This window comes from Eleftheria terrae, from assembly GCF_030419005.1.
GTDB classification, from domain to species: Bacteria; Pseudomonadota; Gammaproteobacteria; order Burkholderiales; family Burkholderiaceae_C; genus Caldimonas; species Caldimonas terrae.
Genome location: NZ_CP106951.1, coordinates 4,189,469 through 4,211,504, shown reverse-complemented (window position 1 = coordinate 4,211,504; position 22,036 = coordinate 4,189,469). Strand labels below are relative to the sequence as shown.

Here is a 22,036-nt window from a genome sequence, read left to right as displayed (position 1 = left end):
AGGGAAGCAGCATGTCCATCTCTGAGCGCACAGAGACTTTTTTCGGCCGCACCGTGCACGACTGGCGTCCCGGCCAGCCGCTGCCCGAGGGCCGCGACCTGGTCTGGCGCCTGAGCCTCGACTATGACGCCGGCACCACCATGGCCGAGCTGCTCGACGGCTTCCTGGCTGCGGTGGACCCCTCGGGCGTGGAGGCGCTGGTCATCGGCGCCTGGGAAGAAGCCTACGAGACCAGCCCCAATGACGCACTGCGCCTGCTGAGCGAGCGCGCCGCCGAGTTGCCGGCGCTGAAGGCCTTGTTCGTCGGCGACATGACGTATGAGGAATGCGAGGTCTCCTGGATCATCCAGGGCGACTACACCGCGCTGCTGGCCGCCTTCCCCCAGCTGCAGGTGCTGCGCATCCGCGGCACCAACTCGCTGACGCTGCCGGCCTTCTCGCACCCCGCGCTGCGGCAACTGGTGATCGAGGGCGGCGGCCTGCCGGCCAGCATCGCCGATGCGCTGAGCCGCTCGAGCCTGCCGGCGCTCGAACACCTGGAGCTGTGGCTGGGCACCTCCGAATACGGCTTCGAGGGCGATGCCGAGCTGTACCGCCGCGTGCTGGCGCAACTGCGCACGCCGCAGCTGCGCTACCTGGGCCTGCGCGACTCCGAGATTGCCGACGAGCTGGCCCAGTGGCTGGCCGGTGAAGCCTGGATCGAGCAGCTGCACACGCTCGACCTCTCGCTCGGCACCATCGGGGATGCCGGGGCCCAGGCCCTGTGCGCCAGCCCGCATGTGCGCCGCCTGGCACGGCTGGACCTGAGCCACCACTACATCTCGGCCGCCTGGCAGGCCAACCTGCAGGCGCTCGGCCCGGAAGTGGTGCTGGACGACGAGCAGACGGCCGACGAATACGACGGCCAGGCCTATCGCTACGTGGCGGTCGGCGAATAAGGCCGGCCGCCATGTCCGCCTTGCTGCCGCCGCCCCAGGCCGGCCTGCCCTGGGTGGTGCTGGGGGTGGCCGGCAGCAAGCGCGTGCGCGGCCTGCAGGCGGCCGGCCTGGGCCTCGGGCTCGCGCCGCCCCGGTTGGTGGAATGGTCGGCCTTCCTGCGCCAGCCGGCGCTGCTCAGGCAGGCGCTGCAGGCGCCCTGCCGGCTGCGCATCGAGCCGCCAGGCGACGACGCCACGGCGCAGCTGCGGCTGATGCAGCTGGGCTGCCGGCGCCTGCGGCGCCCGGCCTGCCGCGCGCCGGAACACGGCGAGCTGCTCGGCACCGACGCCTGGTTTGCCGGCTTTGCCCGCGTGCTGCGCGGCATCGCCCGGCTGCTGGCGCGCCGGCCGCAGGTGCAGGCCTTCCATGCACCGGCCGACATCCTCGCCATGACCGACAAGCTGCACTGCCAGCAGCGGCTGCAGGCCCACGGGGTGCACACCCCGCTGCTGCTGGGCGCCTGCGAAGGCTATGAGCACCTGCAGGCGCTGATGCACCGCCATGGCCTGGACCGCGCCTACCTGAAGGCCCGCTACGGCTCCTCGGCCGCCGGGGTGGTGGCCTATCGCCGCAACCGCCGCGGCCAGGAGCAGGCCATCAGCTCGGCCCGGCTGGTCGACGGCCCGCACGGACCGCAGCTGTTCAACATCAAGCGGGTGCACTGCTACAGCCGGCAGGACGAGATCCGACGCCTGCTCGACCAGGTGGCGGCCCAGCAGGCCTATGCCGAGGCCTGGCTGCCCAAGCCACGCTGCGGCGCCGGCCACTACGACCTGCGCGTGCTGACCTTCGGCGGCCGTGCGGCCCACCGGGTGGCCCGCATCGGCGAGCGCGCCATGACCAACCTGCACCTGGACAACCAGCGCGCCGACCCGGCCGCGCTGCTCGACGCGACACAGCTGCAGGCGGTGCAGGCCACCGCCGAGCGGGCCGCCGGCGCCTTCCCGCACAGCCACATGATCGGCTTCGACCTGGTCGCCTGCGCCCGTGGCGTGCACGTGCTGGAGGCCAATGCATTCGGCGACCTGCTGCCCGGGCTGCTGTGGCAAGGTGAAGACCCGCACCAGCGCGGCCTGCGCTGGCAGCAAGGACCGCAATGACCGCCGCCGCCCGCCAGGTGACCGACATGAACCGCGTCGTGGGCAGCCACGACATCGTCTTCCTGACCCTCGACACGCTGCGCTACGACGTGGCCCAGGCCTTGTTCGAGCGCGGCGAGCTGCCGGTGCTCGGTGCGCACCTGCCGCCCGGCGGCTGGGAGCGCCGGCACACGCCGGGCAGCTTCACCTACGCGGCCCACCAGGCCTTCTTCGGCGGTTTCCTGCCGACGCCGGCGCGCCCGGGGCGGCACCCGCGGCTGTTCGCCACCGCCTTCCGCGGCAGCGAGACCACCACACCGGCCACCTGCGTGTTCGAGGAAGAGAACATCGTCGCCGGCCTGGCCGGCCGCGGCTACCACACGGTGTGCATCGGCGGCGTCGGCTTCTTCAACCGGCAGACGCGGCTGGGCTCGGTCCTGCCGGGCCTGTTCGCCGAAAGCCATTGGCATCCTGGCCTCGGCCCCGGCCAGCGCCACTCGGCCGAGCGCCAGGTGGCCCTGGCGGTGCAGCGCCTGCAGGCGCTGCCGGGCCGCGTGTTCCTCTTCATCAACATCTCCGCGCTGCATGCGCCCAACCGGGCCCACCTGCCCGGCTGCAGCGAAGACAACCTCGACAGCCATGCCGCCGCCCTGCGCCATGTGGACCAGGCGCTGGCGCCGCTGCTGGCCGCCTGCTCGGCCCGCGCGCCCTGCTTCGTGATCGCCTGCTCCGACCACGGCACCGCCTACGGCGAAGACGGCTACCACGGCCACCGCCTGGCCCATCCCAGCGTGTGGGAGGTGCCGTATGCCGAGTTCTTCCTGCCGCCGCCCCCTTCCTCCTGCCGCCCCCACGGGGCCGACTGACCATGCCCGCCCCCGCCTCGCTGGCCGACCTGATCGCCCACGGCCCCTACCAGGCCTATTCCTACTCCTACCCGCACAAGCAGGCCTACCGCCGGCTCGACACGCCGCGGCCGCTGGCGCCGTTGTGGGCGGCCGAAGACCGCCGCGCGCTGTTCGCCTACCTGCACATTCCCTTCTGCACGATGCGTTGCGGCTTCTGCAACCTGTTTGCGATGGCCCGGCCGGACGAGGACCTGGTGCAGCGCTACGTCGACGCGCTGGTGCGGCAGATGCGGGTGATGGACGGGGTGCTTGGCGGGCGGCGCTTCGCCCGCCTGGCGCTCGGCGGCGGCACACCGACCTACCTGTCGCCGGCGCAGCTGGAGACGCTGTTCACCGCCGCCGAGCGCCACCTCGGCATTGCGCTGCAGGCCACGCCGAGCGGCATCGAGGCCTCGCCCGAGACCGTCACCGACGAACGGCTGGCGGTCTGCAAGGCGATGGGCGTGGACCGCGTCAGCCTCGGCATCCAGAGCTTCGCCGCGGACGAAATGCGCGCACTCGCCCGGCCGCAGCAGAACCCGGTGGTGGTGCAGGCGATCGAGCGCATCCGCCGGGCCGGCTTCCCAGTGCTCAACCTCGACCTGATCTACGGCATCGAAGGCCAGACCCGCTCCAGCCTGCTGGCCTCCATCGACAGCGCGCTCGCCTTCGCGCCGGAGGAGCTCTACCTCTACCCGCTCTACGTGCGCGGGCAGACCGGCCTGGGCAAGCTCGCACTGCGCCGCGACAGCGCCCCCGCCGACAGCCGGCTGGACCTCTATGCCGCCGCCCGCGACCACCTGCGCGCCGCCGGCTACACGCAGGTCTCCATGCGCATGTTCCGCGCCCCGCACGCGCCCGGCGACAGCGGCCCGGCCTACTGCTGCCAGGACGACGGCATGGTGGGCCTGGGCGCCGGCGCCCGCTCCTACACCCGTGGCCTGCACTACTCGGGTGCCTATGCGGTGGAGCGCTCGGCCACCCGCGACATCGTGCAGGCCTATGTGGAGCAGGACGAGGCCGGCTTCGCGCAGGCCGCCCACGGCTTCGAGCTGGATGCACAGGAGCAGCGCCGGCGCTATGCCATCCAGTCGCTGCTGACCCGGCCGGGGCTGTCGCATGCGGCCTGGCGCCAGCGCTTCGGCAGCGATTGCCTGGACGACCTGCCGCAGCTGCGCGAGCTGCAGCCGCTGGGCCTCGCGCAGGACGCCAACGGCCTGCTCGCGCTCACCGACCGGGGCCTGGCCTATGCCGACACCATCGGCCCCTGGCTGGTGTCGGCGCGGGTGCGGGCCCTGATGGCAGAGCACGGCCCGGCATGCTGACGCTGCTCTACCGCGGCAGCCTCACGAGCTGCAACTACGACTGCGGCTACTGCCCCTTCGCCAAGCGCCGCGACACCCGTGCCACGCTGGCGCGCGACGCGGCCGAAGTGGCGCGCTTCGTCGCCTGGGTGGCCGCGCACTCGGGCGGCATCCGCGTGCTGTTCACCCCGTGGGGCGAGGCGCTGGTGCGACGCCACTACCGGGACGCGATGCTGCAGCTGGCGGCCCTGCCGCAGGTCTCGCAGGTGGCCATGCAGACCAACCTGGCCGGGCCCCTGTCATGGCTGGCCGAGGCGCCGGCGGGCAAGCTGGCCCTGTGGTGCACCTGGCATCCGGGGCAGACGCCGCTGGCGCGCTTTGCCGAGCGCTGCCAGCGGCTGCAGGCGCTGGGCATCCGCTTCTCGGTGGGCATGGTGGCCCTGCACGAGCACTACGACGACATCCGCGCCCTGCGCGCCGCCCTGCCGCAGGGCACGCCGCTGTGGCTGAACGCCTATGACCGGCGCGGCCCCGGCTACTACCGGCCGGAGGACCTCGCCTGGCTCGACGCCATCGACCCCTGGTTCCCGCACAACCGGGCCCCCGGCGGCTCGCGCGGCGCAGCCTGCCGCACCGGGCTCGACGTGCTGTCGGTGGACGGCGCCGGTGAGGTGCAGCGCTGCCACTTCGTGCCGACCCGGCTGGGCAACCTCTACCAGGACAGGCTGGACGACATGCTGCGCCCGCGCCCCTGCCCCCGGCTGAAATGCGACTGCTACATCGGCTACGCGCACCGCGAGGACCGCCCCTTCTACGCCGAGTTCGGCGATGGCGTGCTCGCCCGCATTCCCCTGACGCGGGGGCAGTCACCCGGCTGAAGGCCGCTGCGTCCGGCGCCACTGGGTGTCAGAAGCGAACAGCTGTCTGCTGGCGCAGGCCGCAGCGCTGCCACGCTGCCACGCTGCCACGCTGCCGGCGCAGACCCTGCCGTGGCAGGCGGTGCGGCCTGCTCAGGCGCGCCGGGCGGCGGCCGCCACCGCACCCGTGGTGGCGGGTTGTCCCTGCCGTTCACCGACCCGGCAGCGAGGGGCACCGACACTGCCCCCCGCCAGGGTCCGGCTCGCCATCAGGCGGGGATCGACGGCCGCGGCTTCGCGCCCAGTGGCTCGACGAAGCCGGCCGCACCACCGCCCGCCCGGACCGCATGCCAGCCACCGTGCGCAGGCCGGCATCACGGTGCACCAGCGCCGCGCCCATACGCCGGCCGCCGACCAGCGGCGGCTGCACCTGGCGCCCGGGCGTCGTCGATCGCGCTGGTCGGCGTGCAGCACTCGCCGCTGGCCTGGTCCACCCCTGGCAGCCCCGGGCGGGTGCGCGACGCCTGGCACCTGCACTGGGCCTCGCTCGAGCGGCGCGGCCTGCAGGAAGCCGACTTCGAGCTGGCCCGCGCCACGCCGCCGTCGGGTGAGGACTTGTGCCGATGACGCCAGCCCCTGCTCTGCTTTAATGCCGGCATGGATCAGCTCAAGGCCATGCGCGTGTTCGTGCGCGTCATCGACGAAGGCAGCTTTGCCGGCGCCGCGCGTGCGCTCGACCTCGCGCCGGCCGTCGTCACCCGGCTGGTGGCCGACCTGGAAGAGCAGATCGGCGCCCGCCTCATCAACCGCACCACCCGCAGCCTGGCGCTCACCGAGGTCGGCGCCAACTACCTGGAGCGGGTGCGGCAGATCGTCGCCGATGTCGACGAGGCCAACGCCTACGCCTTCAGCGCCACCGAGGAACTGCGCGGCGTGCTGCGGGTGGCGGGGCCGGCCCCGCTGCTGATGCCCAGCGTGGTGCGGCACCTGCCGGAGTTCCGGCGCCGTTATCCCAAGGTCGACATCGACGTGGCGGTGGTGCCGCCACTGCAGGCCCCCGACGAGAACGCCGACGTCACGCTGCTGGTGCAGGGCCCGCGCGGGCTGGAGGGCGACTTCGTGGCCCGCCTGCTGGCCCACTCCGAAGTGGTGCTGTGTGCCACCCCGGCCTACCTCGACAGCCGCGGCCGCCCGGCCGAACCGCGCGACCTGGCGCAGCAGGCCGTGCTGGTGCCCGACCTGCCACTGGCGCCACGCGAATGGACCTTCACCCGCCACGACGAACAGGGCCGGGTGGTGGAGGCGGTGAGCCTCGCCCCGCGCCGCGGCGCGCTCTCGTCCGAGAACGCCGGGCTGCTCAGCTCGGCCGCCACCTTCGGCATGGGCATCGCGGCGTCGCTGTCGCTCACCGTGGCCGACGCCCTGCACAACGGCACGCTGGAGCGGGTGCTGCCGCAATGGCATGTGGCCACCTACAAGGCCTATGCGGCGATGCCCAGCCGCAAGCACCTGCCCAAGCGCACCCGCGTGTTCACCGACTTCCTGATCGAGAAGTTCGGCGGCCAGCCGCGCGACCCCTGGCTGAGCGGCTTCGGCTGAAGCGGCCGGCCTCCGGGCGCTAACATGCCCGCCATGACATCTGCGCTACACGACGACACCGACCCCGGCACCGATGACCGCATCCAGGAAGCCCGCCTGTGGCGGGACAACGGCTGGACCGCCAAGGTCATCAAGAACGAGGACGACGACGGCTGGGCGGTCGCCATGATCAAGGACGGCGAGGCCGAGCCTGCCCTGGTCGGCCCCTGGACCATGGGCCGTGACAAGAAGAACCCCAAGCCGCTGGACGTGGCCGCCTTCAACACGCTGGTGAAGACCGCCTCCGAAGTGCTGCGCCGCCATGAGCAGCAGCTGCATGCGATGTACCACAAGAGCTACACCGTGAGCGAAGGCGAGCACCGCATTGTCGTGACACTGGACATCGTGCCCGACGAGGACAATCCACACGCCCTGCTGAGCGCCGAGGACGCGCTCGGCGAGCGGCTGGCCCAGGTCCGCGTGCCGCCCACCTTCAAGCTGACCCGCGCCAGCGCCGCCGCCTGGGTGGCCGACGAGTTCCGCAAGCCGGCCTGAGCCGGTCGCTGCCCCCACGCGCCAGGGCCGCCCCGCCCGACCCGGCCGGCCGCCCATGGCCCGGCTACGGCTACGGCTACGGCTACGGCTACGGCTACGGCTACGGCTAGGGCTAGGGCTACGGCTAGGGCTACGGCTAGGGCTAGGGCTACGGCTAGGGCTAGGGCTAGGGCTAGGGCTAGGGCTAGGGCTACGGCTGCCGGCCACGGCCGCCTGCCTGCCCACAAGCGCCACTCCCTTCCGCCTCCTGCCGGCCCCTCGCTTGCGGGGGGTCGGCATGACGCCTTCGCCCTACTGTTGAAGCAGGCCGCCCGCTCAGCCGCGAGCCGATCCTTCCCCGGCGGCCTTGCTCACTCGGAGGCCACAACATGAAGCCAGCCTTCACCGCCCTCGTCCTCGCCCTCGCCTGCGCCGGTCCGGCGGTGGCCCTGCCCAGCGCCGGACCCCATGCATCGGCCGCCTTGCGGGACATCGCCATCCAGGTGGTCGACCTGCGTCCCGACGACGGCATCGCCGCCAGCTATGCCTGGAACGATGCCGACGGGCCCTACACCGAACTGCTCGCCCGCAGCGCGCCGGGCCTGCTCGACGAGCACAGCTTTGTGCCGGGCTGGCTGGCCACCGCCTCGGCGTCGGTCGCCACGCCGCCGTCGCGGGCCCGCGCCTGGGCCACCGGCCGCTCGCTCGAAGCCGAGGCCAGCTTCGCCAGCATCCACGACGAGCGCCATGTCGCCCTGGCCAGCGCCACCAGTGGCGGTGCGCGCCTGCCGAACTTCGATGCCGACTTCCTGCGGCTCGCGCCGCACACCCGGATCGTCATCACCGGCTTCGCCCAGGCCACGGCGGGCGTGTTCGCGCCGGGCCACGGCGCCGGCCCGATGAGCTTCGCCAGCGTGTCGCTGGGCCTGACAGGCCCGGCCGACAGTCCCTACGACAGCCTGCTCATCTTCGGTCGCCCCGAGACCGGCGAGACGGTGGCCGCCAGCCGGGCACTGCGGGTGAGCTACAGCAACACCTCGGACGAAGCGGTCGCGCTCCGCGTGGGGGCCGGCGTGACGGCGCTGGCGCAGATGCCGCCACCGCCGCCCGTGCCCGAGCCCGCCAGCCTGGCCCTTGCCACCGCAGGGCTGGCTGCACTCGCCCTTGGCCGACGCCGGCACATTGCCGCCTGAGCCGATGCCGCGGCAGCCCCATCGGCCGCCACCTCCGTCCCTCCCCCTGCAGCAAGGACCGCACCATGAACCCCCTCCTCACCCGATGCCTGGCAGGCTTCCTCGCCCTTGTGCCGCTGGCCTGCGAGGCCGGCCTCACCATCTACCGCAACCCGGCCGCCTACTTCGCCGCCGTCGGTGCGCCCCGCGCGGTGCACACCTTCGACGGCAGCCCGCCCGGCGGCACCACCATCGGAGGCGACTTCGGCGACGTGTACTTCGCCTCCTGCGGCAAGCCCGGCGGCGAGTGCGCCGCCCTGGGCAGCGTGCTGTGGGTCGACGATGCCGTCAGCCATGACCCGTTCTACTCCGGCACGATGTTCAACATCCTGTCCGCGGTGATCGACCCGCGGGCGCCCGACCTGCCAAGCTTTCAGTACTCGCTGGCCTTCGAGCTGCGCGGCGACACCGGCCAGTCCGAGGTCTCGCTGTCCACCGCAGCCCTCTTTCCGGGCCTCTACCAGAACTTCCCGCTGAATGGCACGACCGGGTTCTACGGCGTGGTGTCGGACCTGCCCTTCGACACCTTCAGCCTGGTCACCCACGACGACCCGGACGGCCTGCACCGCGTCTACCTCGACACCCTCTGGCTCTCCCAGCCGGTGCCCGAGCCCGGCAGCGCTGGCCTGGTGGGCGCCGGCCTGGCACTGGCCCTCGGCGTGGCCAGGCGCCGGCGGGCGCTCGCCTGAGCGCCGCGGGTGCCGCCGCCCGGGGCGGCGGCGACACTCGCCGATGCGATTCGCATCAGGTGCTTGCGAGCCACACCCGGCACGCTCGCCAGCCCGCCGCTACCATGGCGCTTCGATCCAGCGACCAAGGGAAGCGATGGCTGAGCACTGGTACAAGAACGCGATCATCTACTGCCTCGACGTCAAGACCTTCTGCGACGGCAATGGCGACGGCATCGGCGACTTCACCGGCCTGGCCCAGAAGCTCGACTACCTGGCCGGCCTGAATATCGACTGCATCTGGCTGCAGCCCTTCTACCCGTCGCCCATGCGCGACAACGGCTACGACATCGTCGACTACTACGGCGTCGATCCGCGTCTGGGCACGCTGGGCGACTTCGTCGAATTCTCGCGCCGGGCGCGCAACCGGGGCATGCGGGTGATGATCGACCTGGTGGTCAACCACACCTCCATCGACCATCCCTGGTTCCAGGCCGCCCGCAGCGACCCGGAGTCGCCCTACCGCGACTACTACGTCTGGTCCAGGGAGGAGCCGGCCGACGCACGCGAAGGCACCGTCTTCCCCGGCGAGCAGACCCGCACCTGGACCTGGGACCGCGAGGCCAAGGCCTACTACTTCCATCGCTTCTACGACCACCAGCCGGAGCTCAACATCGCCAACCCGGCGGTGCGCCGCGAGATCGAGAAGATCACCGGCTTCTGGCTCGAGCTGGGCGTCACCGGCTTTCGCATCGACGCCCTGCCCTTCCTGATCGAGCTGAAGAACCTGTCGCAGGATGGCCAGGCCGACCCCCATGCCTACCTGCGCGAGCTGCGCCACCATGTGCAGACGCTGTGCGGCGAGGTCTGTCTGATGGCCGAGGCCAACCTGGCGCCCGAGGCGGTGCCCGACTATTTCGGCGACGGCGACAAGATCCACATGTCGTTCAACTTCTGGGCCAACCAGCACCTCTTCCTGGCGCTGGCGCGCAAGGACGCGAGCCTGATCCGGCGCGCCTTCGAGGACCTGCCGCCGCTGCCCGACAGCTGCCAGTGGAACAACTTCCTGCGCAGCCACGACGAGCTGGACCTGGCCCGCCTGAGCGAGGAAGACCGGCAGGAGGTGTTCCGCGCCTTCGGCCCCGAGGAGCGCATGCAGCTCTACGGCCGCGGCATCCGCCGGCGCCTGGCCCCCATGCTGGGCAATGACCGGCGCCGCCTGGAGCTGGCGCACAGCCTGATGCTGACGCTGCCCGGCACCCCGGTGCTGCGCTACGGCGACGAGCTGGGCATGGGCGACGACCTTGGCCTGCCCGACCGCGAAAGCGTGCGCACGCCGATGCAATGGAGCGCCGACGCCAACGGCGGCTTCTCCTCGGCGGCCCCCGGGAAGCTGGCGCTGCCGCCGGTGGCCGACGGCGAGTACGGCTGGCCCACCGTGAATGTCGAGGCCCAGCGCCGCGACCCCGACTCGCTGCTCAACTGGCTGGAGCGCGTCTTGCGCCGGCGCAAGGAGACGCCCGAGTTCGGCCTGGGCCGCTGCACCTGGCTCGACACCGGCCGGCGCGAACTGCTCGCGCACCGCTTCGACCTGGGCGAATCGACCGTCTTCGCGGTGCACAACCTGGGCGCGCGCCGGGTCAAGTTCGAGCTGCCGGTGGGCGAAGCCGGCCAGTGCCTGCATGACGTGCTGGCGCACCGCCGGCATGAAGTCGAGGAAGACGGTCACTACCGCCTGGAGCTGGAGCCCTACGGCTACCGGTGGCTGCGGCGCGGTGCGCCCTGAGCGGCCGGCGTGCAATGGGAGGCGGCCTCTCGGCCACGCCGCTGCCGGCCCGCCGCGCGGGCCGCGAGGCGCGGACGGCTGTGGGCCTGCATGCCAGGCAACTCGGATCAAGTCGAAGTCACTGCAACGGCGTGCGACCGTGAAAACCTTCGTAGAGCGACTTGAAGCGCGCCGGCAATGACTGCCAATAGGGCGCCGCCTTGGCTCCTGGAACTTGCCAGAACAGGTTCTCGACGAAGGCGACGTCCAGGCATTCAAAGACCTCCGCCGACGAATTCAAGGCACGCTCGAGATGCGAAAGCAGCGCCCGGTGCTGCCTCGGATCGACCCCCCGGCTCATCTCCAGGTTGAGAGCGTTGGCCAGGCTCTCAAACCACGCGTGCGCGTGGCGCGGCGATTCGCCTCCGAATCGCCGCTCATAGTGATCATCGGCCGCCTGCGAGATCTTCGGGAAGCTGCTGCGCACTTCGGCCAGGAGTTGTTCGAGCCACATGCTGGGCCAGCTTACCGGACACCCGTCAGCGCCGCCTGGCGGCTTGCGGCCGAAACCGTCAACTCACCGCGGCACCCAGGTCGCCTTGGGCCCCGGCCGCTCTGGGCCCGGTGCATCTCAGGGGCAGCCATCTGGGAAGCTCCTTCACATCTTTGTCTGTCGAAGCTCTTCAACGCATCATCGATGCTCGATGCGCCGAAAGGTTGGCCAGGGCTCGGCGCCCGGCCCTCGAGCCCGTCAGCAGCCATTGCGGCATGACCGTTCTCGGGCCGACGCGCCGGGCAGGGTATTGAGCAAACTGCGCGCGGCATCGACACCGAGCCGGAGAATGGCTGCCATCTGCTTCGCGAGCAGCCGCATGCGCCCCGTTGGCGCACCACAACACCGAAGGCCGTGCACCGCTTGCGCGCTCGCGCCGATGCCAGCATCATCCGCGCCCTACTGCTCGAGTCGCCCACGACGGCGCCCGCAAAACGGAGATCCCTTCTATGTCCTCGCTGTTCATCTCGACGATCGACTGAACACGGTTCCCGAGCCCCGGCTGAACCGTGTCTGTTCACAGATACGGCCTTCAGACCGCGCGGCAAGTAAAGCCCCGCCGCCTTTGAGCCGGGGCTTTTGCTTTCCGGAACCGAATGAGTGCACAACTCCGTTCCCGCGCCCTCCAGGAGGGGCGGGTCAAGGCCCTGCGCCGCATGAAACAGCCGATGACGCTGGTGGTCGAAACCAGCGCCGGCGCGTGCGACTCCGTGGCGCGCACGCTCGGCCAGCGCGGCTTGAGTGGCGCAGGCCAACACATCCAAAGCCGCGGCGCCCAGCGCCGTGCCGACCGCGTGGCGCTGCAGGCGCTTCTGCGACGAAAGGATTGGGATGAATGATTCCCAGGAACTGCGCGATCAGCTGGCGCAGAGAAACCGGCGCCTGCAAGAGATCGCCACCGAGCTCAAGACGGAGCTGTTCGGCATCGACACCGTCATCGACCGCGTCATCGATTCGGTGCGCGCCTGGTACGTGCTGCCCGAGCTGGTCTCGCGGCCCGTCATCGTCTGCCTCTGGGGCCTGACGGGCACGGGCAAGACCCAGCTGGTGCGCCGCCTGGCGCAGTTACTCGGCTTCTACGACCGTTTCGTCGAAGTGCAGATGGACGGCTTCTCCAACGGCGCGAGCTGGCGTGGCGCGCAGAACATCTCGGGCATGCTGGCGAAGTCCGGCGTGCGCGAGGGCGAGCCGGGCATCCTCGTGCTCGACGAAATGCAGCGCTTCCGCACCATCGACAGCAAGCGCAGCGAGCTGCGCGTCGAGCGCTACCAGGACGTCTGGGCCCTGCTCTCCGACGGGCGCCTGCCGCCCGCGCTCTCGCTCTTGAGCGATATCGAAGCATCCATTGCCGAGGCCGCCTTCGATGCCGAGCGCGCCGAGGACAGCGAGGCCCAGCTGCGCTTCAAGCTGCGCAGCTGGGAGGCTCAGGAGCTGAAGCACAACCTCAAGCTCGAAGAGCCACTGATGGAAATCATGGCCTGGACACCCGAGCAGATCCAGGAGCGCTTGCGCGCCTTCCGCGAGAGCGGCCAGCAGCAATGGGAGACCGACTACAGCCGCCTGCTGATCTTCGTCTGCGGCAACCTCGACGAGATGTACGAGGACCTCGCCATCAGCGTGGATGACTGCGACAGCAACGCCGACACCTTCCATGCCTTGACCAGCAAACTGAGTGTGATCGACGTCAAGCAGGCGCTCAACAAGCGCTTCAAACCCGAGCAGGTGGCGCGCCTGGGCAACGAGCATGTGATCTATCCCTCGCTCTCGCGGCGCGCGTACGAGCGGTTGATCGAACACAGCTGTGCCCGCTATGCCCGCGAGACCGAGGGCCGCTGCGGCCTGCGCTTCGAGCTGGATGCGAGCGTGCACGAGCAGATCTACGCCAACGCCGTCTTCCCGGCACAGGGCACCCGGCCGCTGTTCTCATCGCTGCACGCCATCCTCGGCGCTGGCCTGACGAAAGCGGCGCTGTGGGCGTTCGAACGCGGCGCCGCGGCCGGCGAAAGCGTGCGCCTCACCGCCGATGGGCGCTGCCTGCTGGCCCATTGGAGCGGCCAGTCGCAGCCCATTGCCGTGCCCTTCGAGATCAGCCGTCTGCGCCAGCGCAGCAACGCGGACTTCCGCACCCTGCTGGCCGTGCACGAGGCCGGCCACGGTCTGGTCCACGCCCTGCTCTTCGGCCGTGCGCCACAGGAGATCAAGATCAACGTGGCCAGCTTCGAGGGTGGCTACAACGCCTACACCTCGCGCAAGGTCTGGTCGCGCCACAACCTGCTCGACTCCATCTGCACCAGCCTCGCCGGCCGCGCTGCCGAGCTGCTCGTCTTCGGGCCCGAGCTGAGCTCCGGCGGCGCCGAAAGCGATCTGCGCAAGGCCACCGAAACGGCTGCCCGCATGCTGCGCCATCTCGGTCACGGCGGGCGCATCGGCCGCATCGACGTGTGCACGGACAGCGAGGACAACCTCTGCACCGACGTGGACGCCAGCAACGCGCCGATCGAAGCGCTGCTGCAGGCCGAGCATGCACGGGCGACCCGGCTGCTCGAAGCGCATCGCGGCGCGCTGTTGGCGCTGGTGGACGAGCTGATGGATCAGGGGCAGGTCACGCCGGCACGCTTTGCGGCGGTGACGGATCTGCCGCTGGGGAGGCAAGAGGACGCACTCGACCCGTATGCGGAGCGGTTGGCGGAGTTTCGGGCCAACAGGCGCGAGCGGCTGAGGGCGTAGCCGGCGCGGGCGCTGCACTGTCGAAGGGCCTGCCCGGGGCGACAGTGGCTGGCAGGCAGTCGCACCGTGGGGTCGCCGTTCTGCAGCCGCTGATCCCGGTATCGCTTCGATAGCGGCCACCGGGGCCGGCACGCGGTGCCGCCGACCAAGCGGCAAGATGGCCGATGCCGTGATCGCGAATCGTGGCGACGACGGACGGCAACCGTCCCGCAGCGGTCATTCCCATCGACGGCCGCGCCGCGCCGATGGAAAGGGCGCACCTGAAGTGGGCGATGCACACCGCCTCACCTGAAGCGGTCACTCTCGCCCGCGCTCGACGCCTGCGACCTCGATGGCGCGCAACATCGGCGCTACTCATCGTAGAGCCCATGGCGCCGATGCCAGTCTTCCAGCGACTCCTGCGGCCACTGCTGGCACTGGCGGTGGCGGCGCCCCGCCGGCACCTGCACCCAGGGTGCGGCAAAGGCCAGCCCCGCCTCCACCACCTCCGGCGGCTGTGGCAGCGGCGTGTCGATGGCCGAGGCATGCGGGTGCACCAGCTCGGGCCAGCGCGGATCGGAGAGCCACAGCGCACTGCCGCACTGGGCGCAGAAGTGCCGCCCGGCCGGCGACCGCTTGGCGCGCTGCCCCGGCTCCCGCAGCAGCGCGTGATAGACCGCCACATGCCGTCGCCCGCGCACCTTCAGCGTGGCGGCGTCGGCGCCCAGGTTGATGGCATAGCCACCCCCGCCGGCCGTCTTGCGGCAGATCGAGCAGTGGCAATGCAGGTAGGGCACGGGGCTGTGCGCTTCCACGCTGAAGCGCACCGCGCCGCAATGACAAGATCCTTCGAGGTGCATGTTCGGGGTCCTTTGAAGCTCTGAGCAGCACGGGGGGCCACCGGCGCCTCAGCCGCGCCGCCGGCCGCGGCGCGCCTGGTCGAGGCGGATCCACACCGGCGCGTGGTCGCTCGCTCCCTCGCGCCCCCGCACTGCCTTGTCGACCCCGCCGTCGACCAGCTGCGGCGCCAGCTCCGGGCTCAGCAGCAGGTGGTCGATGCGCAGGCCGGCGTCGCGCTGCCAGCGCTGGCGCAGGTAGTCCCAGAAGGTGTAGACCGCCTCGCCGGGATACAGCGTGCGGATCGCATCGGTCCAGCCCTGCGCCAGCAGGCGGGCGAACGCGGCGCGCGGCTCGGGCTGCAGCAGGGCGTCGTCCTGCCAGGACCGGGTGGCGTAGATGTCGGCATCGGTCGGCACCACGTTGAAGTCGCCCGCCAGCACCACCGGCACGCCGGCTGCGCGCAGCTCGCCCGCATGGGCGATGAGGCGCTCGAACCAGGCCAGCTTGCGCTCGAACTTCGGCCCCGGGCAGGGGTTGCCGTTGGGCAGGTAGAGCGAGGCCACCAGCACGCCGTCCACGGCCGCCTCGACATAGCGGGCCTCGGTGTCGCTGTCGTCGCCGGGCAATGCGCGCCGGGTCAGCACCGGTGGCTCGCCGCGGGCCAGGATGGCCACGCCGTTGTAGCCACGCTGGCCGCGCCACACCGCGTGGTAGCCGGCCTGGCGCAGCGCCTCGGCCGGAAAACCGGCATCGGCCGTCTTCAGCTCCTGCAGGCAGGCCACGTCCGGCGCCGCCTCCTCCAGCCATTCGAGCAGGCGCGCCAGCCGGCCCTTGATGCCGTTGACGTTGAAGCTGGCAATCTTCATGTGTGAGGCATTCAGCAAGCGCTGTGCCGCACGGCCGCACCCGAATTCGAAAGCAAGCGCCGGAGTGCCGCCTTTGCCTGGCGTGGATAGATTGGGGCCATGCTGCACTCCAAGCACGAAAGGACACCCGTGAACATGAGCACCCGAAGCGAGATGCGCGCCGCCGCCACCGTGGCCGACCCGCGCTGGGCGGACGTGCAGGCACGCGATGCGCGCGCCGACGGCCGGTTCGTCTACTCGGTGAAGACGACCGGCGTGTACTGCCGGCCGTCCTGTGCGGCGCGCGCCGCACGGCCGGAAAACGTGGCCTTCCACGCCACCGCCGCCGACGCCGAGGCGGCCGGCTTCCGCGCCTGCAAGCGGTGCCGGCCGAATGCGCCGGCCCGCGCCGACGAGCTGGCCGCTACCGTGGCCCGCCTGTGCCGCTACATCGAAGCGGCCGAACAGCCACCCCGGCTCGACGAACTGGCCCGCCAGGCCGGCCTGAGCCCGCACCACCTGCACCGCCTCTTCAAGCGCCACACCGGGCTGACGCCGCATGCCTGGGCACAGGCGCAGCGGGCGCGCCGGCTGCGCGAGCAGCTGGCCGCCAGCGAGAGCGTGACCGCGGCCATCTACGAGGCCGGCTACAACGCCAGCAGCCGCTTCTACGAGCAGGCCGGCCAGCTGCTCGGCATGACACCCACCGCCTGGCGTGCCGGCGGGGCCGAGGTGGACATCCGCTTCGCGGTGGGCCAGTGCTCGCTGGGCGCGATCCTGGTGGCGCAGAGCGGGCGCGGCGTCTGCGCCATCCTGCTCGGCGACGACCCGGACGCGCTGGTGCGCGACCTGCAGGACCGCTTCCCGCGCGCCCACCTGATCGGCGGCGATGCCGACTTCGAGCAGCTGGTGGCCCGGGTGGTGGGCTTCGTGGAGGCGCCCGCCCAGGGGCTGGACCTGCCCCTGGACATGCGCGGCACCGCCTTCCAGCAACGGGTGTGGCAGGCCTTGCGCGAGATCCCGCCCGGCCGCACCGCCAGCTATGCCGAGGTGGCCGCCCGCATCGGGGCGCCACGCTCGGTGCGCGCGGTGGCCCAGGCCTGCGGCGCCAACGCGCTGGCGGTGGCCATTCCCTGCCACCGGGTGGTGCGGCATGACGGCGCCCTGTCGGGCTACCGCTGGGGCGTGGAGCGCAAGCGCGCGTTGCTCGATCGGGAGGCCGAAGCATGACGGCAGCCCTGCCGCCCACCGCCCTGCCAGCGGCCCGGCGCCTCGACGCGATCGACTGGACCGCCGTGGAGCAGGCCCTTGACGCGCACGGCAATGCGCTGCTGCCCGGCCTGCTGTCGGAAAGCGAATGCACCGGGCTGGCCGCGCTGTATGCGCAGGAGGCGGGTTTTCGCAGCCGGGTGGTGATGCAGCGGCACGGCTACGGCCGCGGCGAATACCGCTACTTCTCCTACCCGCTGCCGCCGCTGGTGGCCGGCTTGCGGGAGGCCCTCTATCCGCCGCTGGCCGGCGTGGCGAACCGCTGGCAGGCCGCCATGGGGTTGCCCGGCCGCTTCCCGGCGCGGCATGGCGACTTCATCGAGCGCTGCCATGCCGCCGGCCAGCAACGCCCCACCCCGCTGCTGCTGCAGTACGGCAGCGGCGACTACAACTGCCTGCACCAGGACCTCTACGGCGAGCTGGCGTTCCCGCTGCAGGTGGCGGTGCTGCTGTCGGCCCCGGGGCGCGATTTCACCGGCGGAGAATTCGTGCTCACCGAGCAGCGCCCGCGCATGCAGTCGCGTCCCGAGGTGGTGCCGCTGCAGCAGGGCGACGCGGTGGTGTTCGCCGTGCACCACCGGCCGGTGCAGGGCAGCCGCGGCACCTACCGGGTGCAACTGCGGCATGGCGTCAGCCGGCTGCGCTCGGGACAGCGCCACACGCTGGGCCTGATCTTCCACGACGCCACCTGACGACCGCCATGACACTGGACTTGTTCGATCCCGCCGAGCTGCCCGAGCGCCAGGCGCTCGCCCCCGGCGCCGTGCTGCTGCGCCGCTGGGCGCTGCCCTCGGAGGCGGCCCTGCTTGAGGGCATCGAGGCGGTGGTGGCGGCCGCACCCTGGCGCCACCTGGTCACGCCGGGCGGCCTGCGCATGTCGGTCGCGATGACGAATTGCGGCCCGCTCGGCTGGGTGTCGGACCGCAGCGGCTACCGCTACCAGGCCACCGACCCCGAGAGCGGCCGGCCGTGGCCTGCCATGCCGGCGGCCTTCCTGGCGCTGGCCCGCGGCGCGGCGGCGCAAGCCGGCTTCCCCGGCTTCGAGCCGGACGCCTGCCTGGTCAACCGCTATGTTCCCGGCGCCCGCCTGTCGCTGCACCAGGACCGGGACGAGCGCGACCATCGCCATCCCATCGTGTCGGTGTCGCTGGGCCTGCCGGCCGTGTTCCTGTTCGGGGGACAGGCCCGCGGCGAGCCCACGCAGCGGGTGCCGCTGCAGCACGGCGACGTGGTGGTCTGGGGCGGGCCGTCGCGGCTGCGCTACCACGGCGTACTGGCGCTGCAGGAAGGCCGCCACCCGCTGCTCGGCGCCCAGCGCGTCAACCTCACGCTGCGCCGGGCCGGTTGAAGCGCCCGCCGGGCCTGCAGCCCCTCAGCGGCAGACCCGCGGGCCGCCACGGTCGAGGTGCAGGTGGTTGCGGTGCGCCGCGTTGTATGCCGGGCCAAGCGCGCCGTCGAAGAAGCGGCAGGCGCCCTCGCCCACCTCCTGCAGGAAGCGGCCGCGCGCGCCGGGCTCCTCCCAGTGCTTCAGCACCTGCACCCGCTGCCCGTCGGCCAGCCTGAAGCCGGCCACGTCCAGGGCATCGGCGGTGGCATGCTGGCTGCGTGGCGCGCCGGGCCGGCCGTAGACATTGCGGCAGACATAGCTGCCCAGGTGGTCGATGCGAACCACCGGCTGGCCGAAGTGCCGCTGCGCCGCCGGCTGCACCACATGCCGCTCCCACAGGGCCAGCGACACGGCCGTGCGACAGGACAGCAGGAAGGCCGGCCCCACCGCGGCGCTGGTCGCCTCCACCCGCACCGCGTTGTGCATCGCGCAGCCCGGCGCGGCCTGCCAGTCCGGCACGGGCCGAAAGCGCATGTCGGCCTGGGCCAGCACGCTGCGGCACAGGGCCGCATCGCCGGACAGCCGGGCCAGCTTGAAGCGCGTCAGCAGGTTGGGCTCGGCCTCGATGCGCAGCGGCGCCCACGGGTTCCAGCGTTCGGGCAGCGCCAGCCGGCCGCCGTGCAGCGCGTGGACCGCCAGGGCCAGTGCAAGCAGCAGCAGAAGGAGCGGCAGGCGCCACCGCGATCGTGCACTCGGCATCTAGCGTCGTGCGCCGGACCGGCCGGCCGTCATCGGGCCGGCTGCTCCCGCTTCCAGGCCTCGACCGCCTTCAGCGTGTTCTGCACATGGCCCTCGGGATTCATGCTCGAGTGAACGAAGAGGATCTTGCCCTCGGGGCTGATCACATAGGAGATGCGGTCGGCGGTGTCGGGCTTCATCCACAGCGCGGCGTCGTACTGCTTCATCACCCGCGCGCCGTCGTCGGCCGCCACCGCGAACTGGTTGCGGCAGGCTTCCACCGAGAACTTCTTCAGCGTGTCGATCGGGTCGTTGGACATGCCCACCGCGGTGGCGCCCAGGGCGTTGAAGGCGGACGTCGCCTCGGCGAAGGCATGCGCCTCGACGGTGCAGCCGCTGGTGAAGGCCTTCGGGTAGAAGTACAGCACCACCGGCCCCTTCTTCAAGGCCTGCGCCAGGCTGAAGCTGAAGGTCTTGCCGCCGAGCGCCGCCTCGGTGGTGAAGTCGGGCGCCTTGGCGCCGATCGGCAGGGCGGCCAGCGCGGGGGCGGCAGTGCACAGCGCAGACAGCGCCAGCGTTGTCAATCTCATCGGGCACTCCTTGAACGGCGACGGCGGCCGGCCCCGCGGATGCGGGGCCCTGCCTTCCCTCGGATGGGGGCCGTCCTGCCGCCGATTTTGACCGGACAATGCGGCCACACGAACACCACGGCCTATCCGGCGCCGGCCCCTGCCGCGTCGCACCGGCCACCAGACCAGAACCGCAAGAGGGAGCCCATGACCACCCGCCCGACCCCGTCCACGCCGTCGACCGCCGCCCCGCCGCCGCAGCCCAAGCCCCTGCCTCCAGGCTACCTCTGGCGCCTCGCGGTGATCCTGGTGCTGCTGATCGGTGGCAGCGTCTGCATGTTCTTCTTCAACAGCGTGCTCGGCGGCCTGCTGACCCTGGCCGGCTTCGCCTTCGGCAAGTACAGCGGGCTCAACAAGATGGTGGACGACGACGCGCGCTGAGCCGCTGCGGCCTGCGGCAAGGAATAATTGCCGCCGCCGTCCCCGAGGGCCAGCGACATCGCGGTGAAGGGCGCCGGTCCAGCGACACCGGGCGGCTTCTCACCATGGCACAGTGAAGGATCGTCGATATGGACCCTGCTTTCATCGCATGGACAGGCGGCAGCCCCCGGGCGGGGCACCCTGAGCCGCGCCCGGCATGCCACGCCGCGGCCCGCGGCCGCTGCTGCAGGACCAGGCAGCCATGAGCCAGGACGCCACGATCCAGCAAGGGTTCGACGACGCCCAGCGCGAGGTGGCCGCCGACCTCTATGACGCCGCCTTCGGCGCCAAGCTGTCCATCGCCATTCCCGACACCCGGTGCCGCCTGGCCGTTCTGAGGCAGGGCTTCGAGCCGTCGTCCTCATTCGTCGCGATGAGCGGCGGCCGGGTGGTCGGCATCGCCGGCTTCAAGACGGCGCAGGGCGCCTTCACCGGCGGGATCACCTTTGGCTTGCTGAAGCGGGTGCTCGGACTGGCGGGCGCGCTCCGCGCCGGCGTGGTGCTGTCGCTCTTCGATCGGGCCTGTGTCCGTGGCCAACTGCTGATGGACGGCATCGCGGTGTCCCCGTCGATGCGGGGCAGCGGGATCGGCACCCGCCTGCTGCACCGGCTGATCGAGCACGCGAGGGAGCAGGGGTACCGATCCATCCGGCTCGATGTGATCGACACCAACCCGGCGGCCCGCCGCTTGTACGAGCGGGTCGGGTTCAAGGCCATCAAGACCGAGCGATTCGCCGAACTGAAGTGGCTGCTCGGCTTCGAGGCTGCGACGCAGATGGAGTACCCGCTGCAACCGAAGGCCTGAAGCCCGTGGCACGCCACCGGGCCGGCGGGGCGCGGCTCAATGCACTTCCGGCACCACCATCTCCGGCGGCACCGGATGCCGCAGGTAGTCGGGATGGCGCACCCGTTCGGGCAGGCTCACCGCCGGCCGCTCGATCTCCGCATACGGGAACTGCCCCAGCAGGTGCTCGATGCAGTTGAGCCGCGCCCGCTTCTTGTCCACCGCCTGCACCACCCACCAGGGCGCTTCGGGGATGTGGGTGCGCTCCAGCATGATTTCCTTGGCCCGGGTGTAGTCCTCCCAGCGGCGGCGCGACTCCAGGTCCATCGGGCTCAGCTTCCACTGCTTCAGCGGATCGTGCAGCCGGCCCAGGAAGCGCAGGTGCTGCTCGTCGTCGGTGATGGAGAACCAGTACTTGATCAGCCGGATGCCGCTGCGCACCAGCATCTGCTCGAACTCCGGCACCGAGCGGAAGAACTCCTCGTATTCCGCGTCGTTGCAAAAGCCCATCACCCGCTCGACGCCGGCGCGGTTGTACCAGCTGCGGTCGAACAGCACCAGCTCGCCGGCCGCGGGCAGGTGCGCCACATAGCGCTGGAAATACCACTGGGTGCGCTCGCGGTCGTTGGGCGCCGGCAGCGCCACCACCCGGCAGACGCGCGGGTTGAGCCGCTGCGTGATGCGCTTGATCACGCCGCCCTTGCCGGCGGCGTCACGTCCCTCGAAGAGGATGACCGCCTTCTGCCGGGTGGTGGCGATCCAGTCCTGCAGCTTCACCAGTTCGCCCTGCAGTCGGAACAGCACCTTGAAGTAGCGCACCCGCTCGGCCCGGGCGCTGTCGCCGGGCGCGGCACCGGGCCGCGCGTCCTCGGCCTCCATCTCGAGTTCCTCGTCGAGTGCGTCGATCCAGTCGCGCTCCAGGCGGTGGTAGAAATCGGCGGCGAGCGGCGGGGTGCGATCGTTCATGGCAGGTGGCAATGCAAGGCCTCAGGGACGACGGCGGCGCCCCCTGGGCGCGCACCGGCTGCCCGATGTTCCCCGCCT

Annotated in this window: 24 protein-coding genes; 18 read left to right on the top strand and 6 right to left on the bottom strand. The window is 71.5% G+C overall.

Annotation, left to right across the window (positions count from 1 at the left end; translation table 11 throughout):
• Window positions 1-11: 11 nt before the first annotated feature.
• The 11 genes from N7L95_RS18820 to N7L95_RS18770 all read left to right on the top strand — a co-directional run bounded on the left by N7L95_RS18820 (window position 12) and on the right by N7L95_RS18770 (window position 10,902).
• Window positions 12-938, top strand: a complete 927-nt coding sequence (locus N7L95_RS18820; RefSeq protein WP_301256785.1) for an STM4015 family protein — start codon at window positions 12-14, stop codon at window positions 936-938.
• A gap of 11 nt (window positions 939-949) precedes the next feature.
• A complete protein-coding gene (locus tag N7L95_RS18815) occupies window positions 950-2,077 on the top strand; it encodes an STM4014 family protein (protein WP_301256784.1) in 1,128 nt (375 codons plus the stop codon).
• Entirely contained in the window at window positions 2,074-2,922 is an 849-nt protein-coding gene (locus N7L95_RS18810; RefSeq protein WP_301256783.1) for an STM4013/SEN3800 family hydrolase, read from the top strand. The genes N7L95_RS18815 and N7L95_RS18810 overlap by 4 nt, the downstream gene beginning before the upstream one ends.
• Window positions 2,923-2,924: 2 nt before the next feature.
• A complete protein-coding gene (locus N7L95_RS18805) occupies window positions 2,925-4,268 on the top strand; it encodes an STM4012 family radical SAM protein (protein ID WP_301256782.1) in 1,344 nt (447 codons plus the stop codon).
• A complete protein-coding gene (locus tag N7L95_RS18800) occupies window positions 4,262-5,125 on the top strand; it encodes an STM4011 family radical SAM protein (protein ID WP_301256781.1) in 864 nt (287 codons plus the stop codon). The genes N7L95_RS18805 and N7L95_RS18800 overlap by 7 nt, the downstream gene beginning before the upstream one ends.
• A 444-nt stretch (window positions 5,126-5,569) precedes the next feature.
• Window positions 5,570-5,731: a hypothetical protein gene (locus tag N7L95_RS18795; RefSeq protein WP_301256780.1), complete on the top strand. Its 162-nt coding sequence runs from the start codon at window positions 5,570-5,572 to the stop codon at window positions 5,729-5,731.
• Window positions 5,732-5,761: 30 nt separating this feature from the next.
• Window positions 5,762-6,703: a LysR family transcriptional regulator gene (locus N7L95_RS18790; RefSeq protein ID WP_301256779.1), complete on the top strand. Its 942-nt coding sequence runs from the start codon at window positions 5,762-5,764 to the stop codon at window positions 6,701-6,703.
• A gap of 33 nt (window positions 6,704-6,736) precedes the next feature.
• Window positions 6,737-7,237: a hypothetical protein gene (locus N7L95_RS18785; RefSeq protein ID WP_301256778.1), complete on the top strand. Its 501-nt coding sequence runs from the start codon at window positions 6,737-6,739 to the stop codon at window positions 7,235-7,237.
• A 368-nt stretch (window positions 7,238-7,605) separates the two neighbouring features.
• On the top strand, window positions 7,606-8,409 hold the full coding sequence (locus N7L95_RS18780) for a PEP-CTERM sorting domain-containing protein (RefSeq protein WP_301256777.1): 804 nt from the start codon (window positions 7,606-7,608) through the stop codon (window positions 8,407-8,409).
• A 65-nt stretch (window positions 8,410-8,474) separates the two neighbouring features.
• A complete protein-coding gene (locus N7L95_RS18775; RefSeq protein WP_301256776.1) occupies window positions 8,475-9,137 on the top strand; it encodes a PEP-CTERM sorting domain-containing protein in 663 nt (220 codons plus the stop codon).
• Between the two features lie 136 nt (window positions 9,138-9,273).
• Window positions 9,274-10,902 (top strand): alpha-amylase family protein, encoded by a 1,629-nt coding sequence (locus N7L95_RS18770; RefSeq protein ID WP_301256775.1) that lies wholly within the window; start codon window positions 9,274-9,276, stop codon window positions 10,900-10,902.
• A gap of 118 nt (window positions 10,903-11,020) precedes the next feature.
• Here the strand turns inward: N7L95_RS18770 and N7L95_RS18765 are convergent, their stop codons facing one another.
• On the bottom strand, window positions 11,021-11,395 hold the full coding sequence (locus tag N7L95_RS18765) for a DUF7674 family protein (RefSeq protein ID WP_301256774.1): 375 nt from the start codon (window positions 11,393-11,395) through the stop codon (window positions 11,021-11,023).
• A 635-nt stretch (window positions 11,396-12,030) separates the two neighbouring features.
• Here N7L95_RS18765 and N7L95_RS18760 point away from each other — a divergent pair.
• A complete protein-coding gene (locus tag N7L95_RS18760) occupies window positions 12,031-12,273 on the top strand; it encodes a hypothetical protein (protein WP_301256773.1) in 243 nt (80 codons plus the stop codon).
• Window positions 12,266-14,161, top strand: coding sequence for an AAA family ATPase (locus N7L95_RS18755; RefSeq protein ID WP_301256772.1), 1,896 nt, complete (start codon window positions 12,266-12,268; stop codon window positions 14,159-14,161). The genes N7L95_RS18760 and N7L95_RS18755 overlap by 8 nt, the downstream gene beginning before the upstream one ends.
• Before the next feature lie 350 nt (window positions 14,162-14,511).
• Here N7L95_RS18755 and N7L95_RS18750 read toward each other — a convergent pair whose 3' ends face one another.
• Window positions 14,512-15,000, bottom strand: a complete 489-nt coding sequence (locus N7L95_RS18750; protein ID WP_301256771.1) for a GFA family protein — start codon at window positions 14,998-15,000, stop codon at window positions 14,512-14,514.
• Window positions 15,001-15,048: 48 nt separating this feature from the next.
• A complete protein-coding gene (xth, locus tag N7L95_RS18745; RefSeq protein ID WP_301256770.1) occupies window positions 15,049-15,846 on the bottom strand; it encodes an exodeoxyribonuclease III in 798 nt (265 codons plus the stop codon).
• A 153-nt stretch (window positions 15,847-15,999) separates the two neighbouring features.
• On the opposite strand from xth, the gene ada reads away from it, so the two are divergent.
• From ada to alkB, 3 genes are read left to right on the top strand one after another with little or no spacing between them, the layout of a single operon-like run.
• Window positions 16,000-17,055 (top strand): bifunctional DNA-binding transcriptional regulator/O6-methylguanine-DNA methyltransferase Ada, encoded by a 1,056-nt coding sequence (gene ada, locus N7L95_RS18740; protein WP_435870105.1) that lies wholly within the window; start codon window positions 16,000-16,002, stop codon window positions 17,053-17,055.
• Entirely contained in the window at window positions 17,052-17,786 is a 735-nt protein-coding gene (locus tag N7L95_RS18735) for a 2OG-Fe(II) oxygenase (protein ID WP_301256768.1), read from the top strand. The genes ada and N7L95_RS18735 overlap by 4 nt, the downstream gene beginning before the upstream one ends.
• A gap of 8 nt (window positions 17,787-17,794) precedes the next feature.
• Window positions 17,795-18,442, top strand: a complete 648-nt coding sequence (gene alkB, locus N7L95_RS18730) for a DNA oxidative demethylase AlkB (RefSeq protein WP_301256767.1) — start codon at window positions 17,795-17,797, stop codon at window positions 18,440-18,442.
• Between the two features lie 24 nt (window positions 18,443-18,466).
• Here alkB and N7L95_RS18725 read toward each other — a convergent pair whose 3' ends face one another.
• Window positions 18,467-19,180 carry an extensin-like domain-containing protein gene (locus N7L95_RS18725; protein ID WP_301256766.1) on the bottom strand — a complete coding sequence of 238 codons (714 nt, stop codon included), beginning with the start codon at window positions 19,178-19,180 and terminating at the stop codon, window positions 18,467-18,469.
• Window positions 19,181-19,209: 29 nt separating this feature from the next.
• Window positions 19,210-19,749, bottom strand: a complete 540-nt coding sequence (locus N7L95_RS18720; RefSeq protein WP_301256765.1) for a peroxiredoxin — start codon at window positions 19,747-19,749, stop codon at window positions 19,210-19,212.
• Window positions 19,750-19,935: 186 nt separating this feature from the next.
• Between N7L95_RS18720 and N7L95_RS18715 the strand changes: the two genes are divergently transcribed.
• Together N7L95_RS18715 and N7L95_RS18710 are read left to right on the top strand one after the other, a co-directional pair.
• Window positions 19,936-20,169 carry a hypothetical protein gene (locus N7L95_RS18715; RefSeq protein WP_301256764.1) on the top strand — a complete coding sequence of 78 codons (234 nt, stop codon included), beginning with the start codon at window positions 19,936-19,938 and terminating at the stop codon, window positions 20,167-20,169.
• Window positions 20,170-20,410: 241 nt separating this feature from the next.
• Complete coding sequence (locus N7L95_RS18710) at window positions 20,411-21,013, top strand: GNAT family N-acetyltransferase (protein WP_301256763.1); 603 nt, start codon at window positions 20,411-20,413, stop codon at window positions 21,011-21,013.
• Between the two features lie 36 nt (window positions 21,014-21,049).
• Here N7L95_RS18710 and ppk2 read toward each other — a convergent pair whose 3' ends face one another.
• Window positions 21,050-21,958 (bottom strand): polyphosphate kinase 2, encoded by a 909-nt coding sequence (gene ppk2 / locus N7L95_RS18705; RefSeq protein ID WP_301256762.1) that lies wholly within the window; start codon window positions 21,956-21,958, stop codon window positions 21,050-21,052.
• Window positions 21,959-22,036 lie beyond the last annotated feature (78 nt).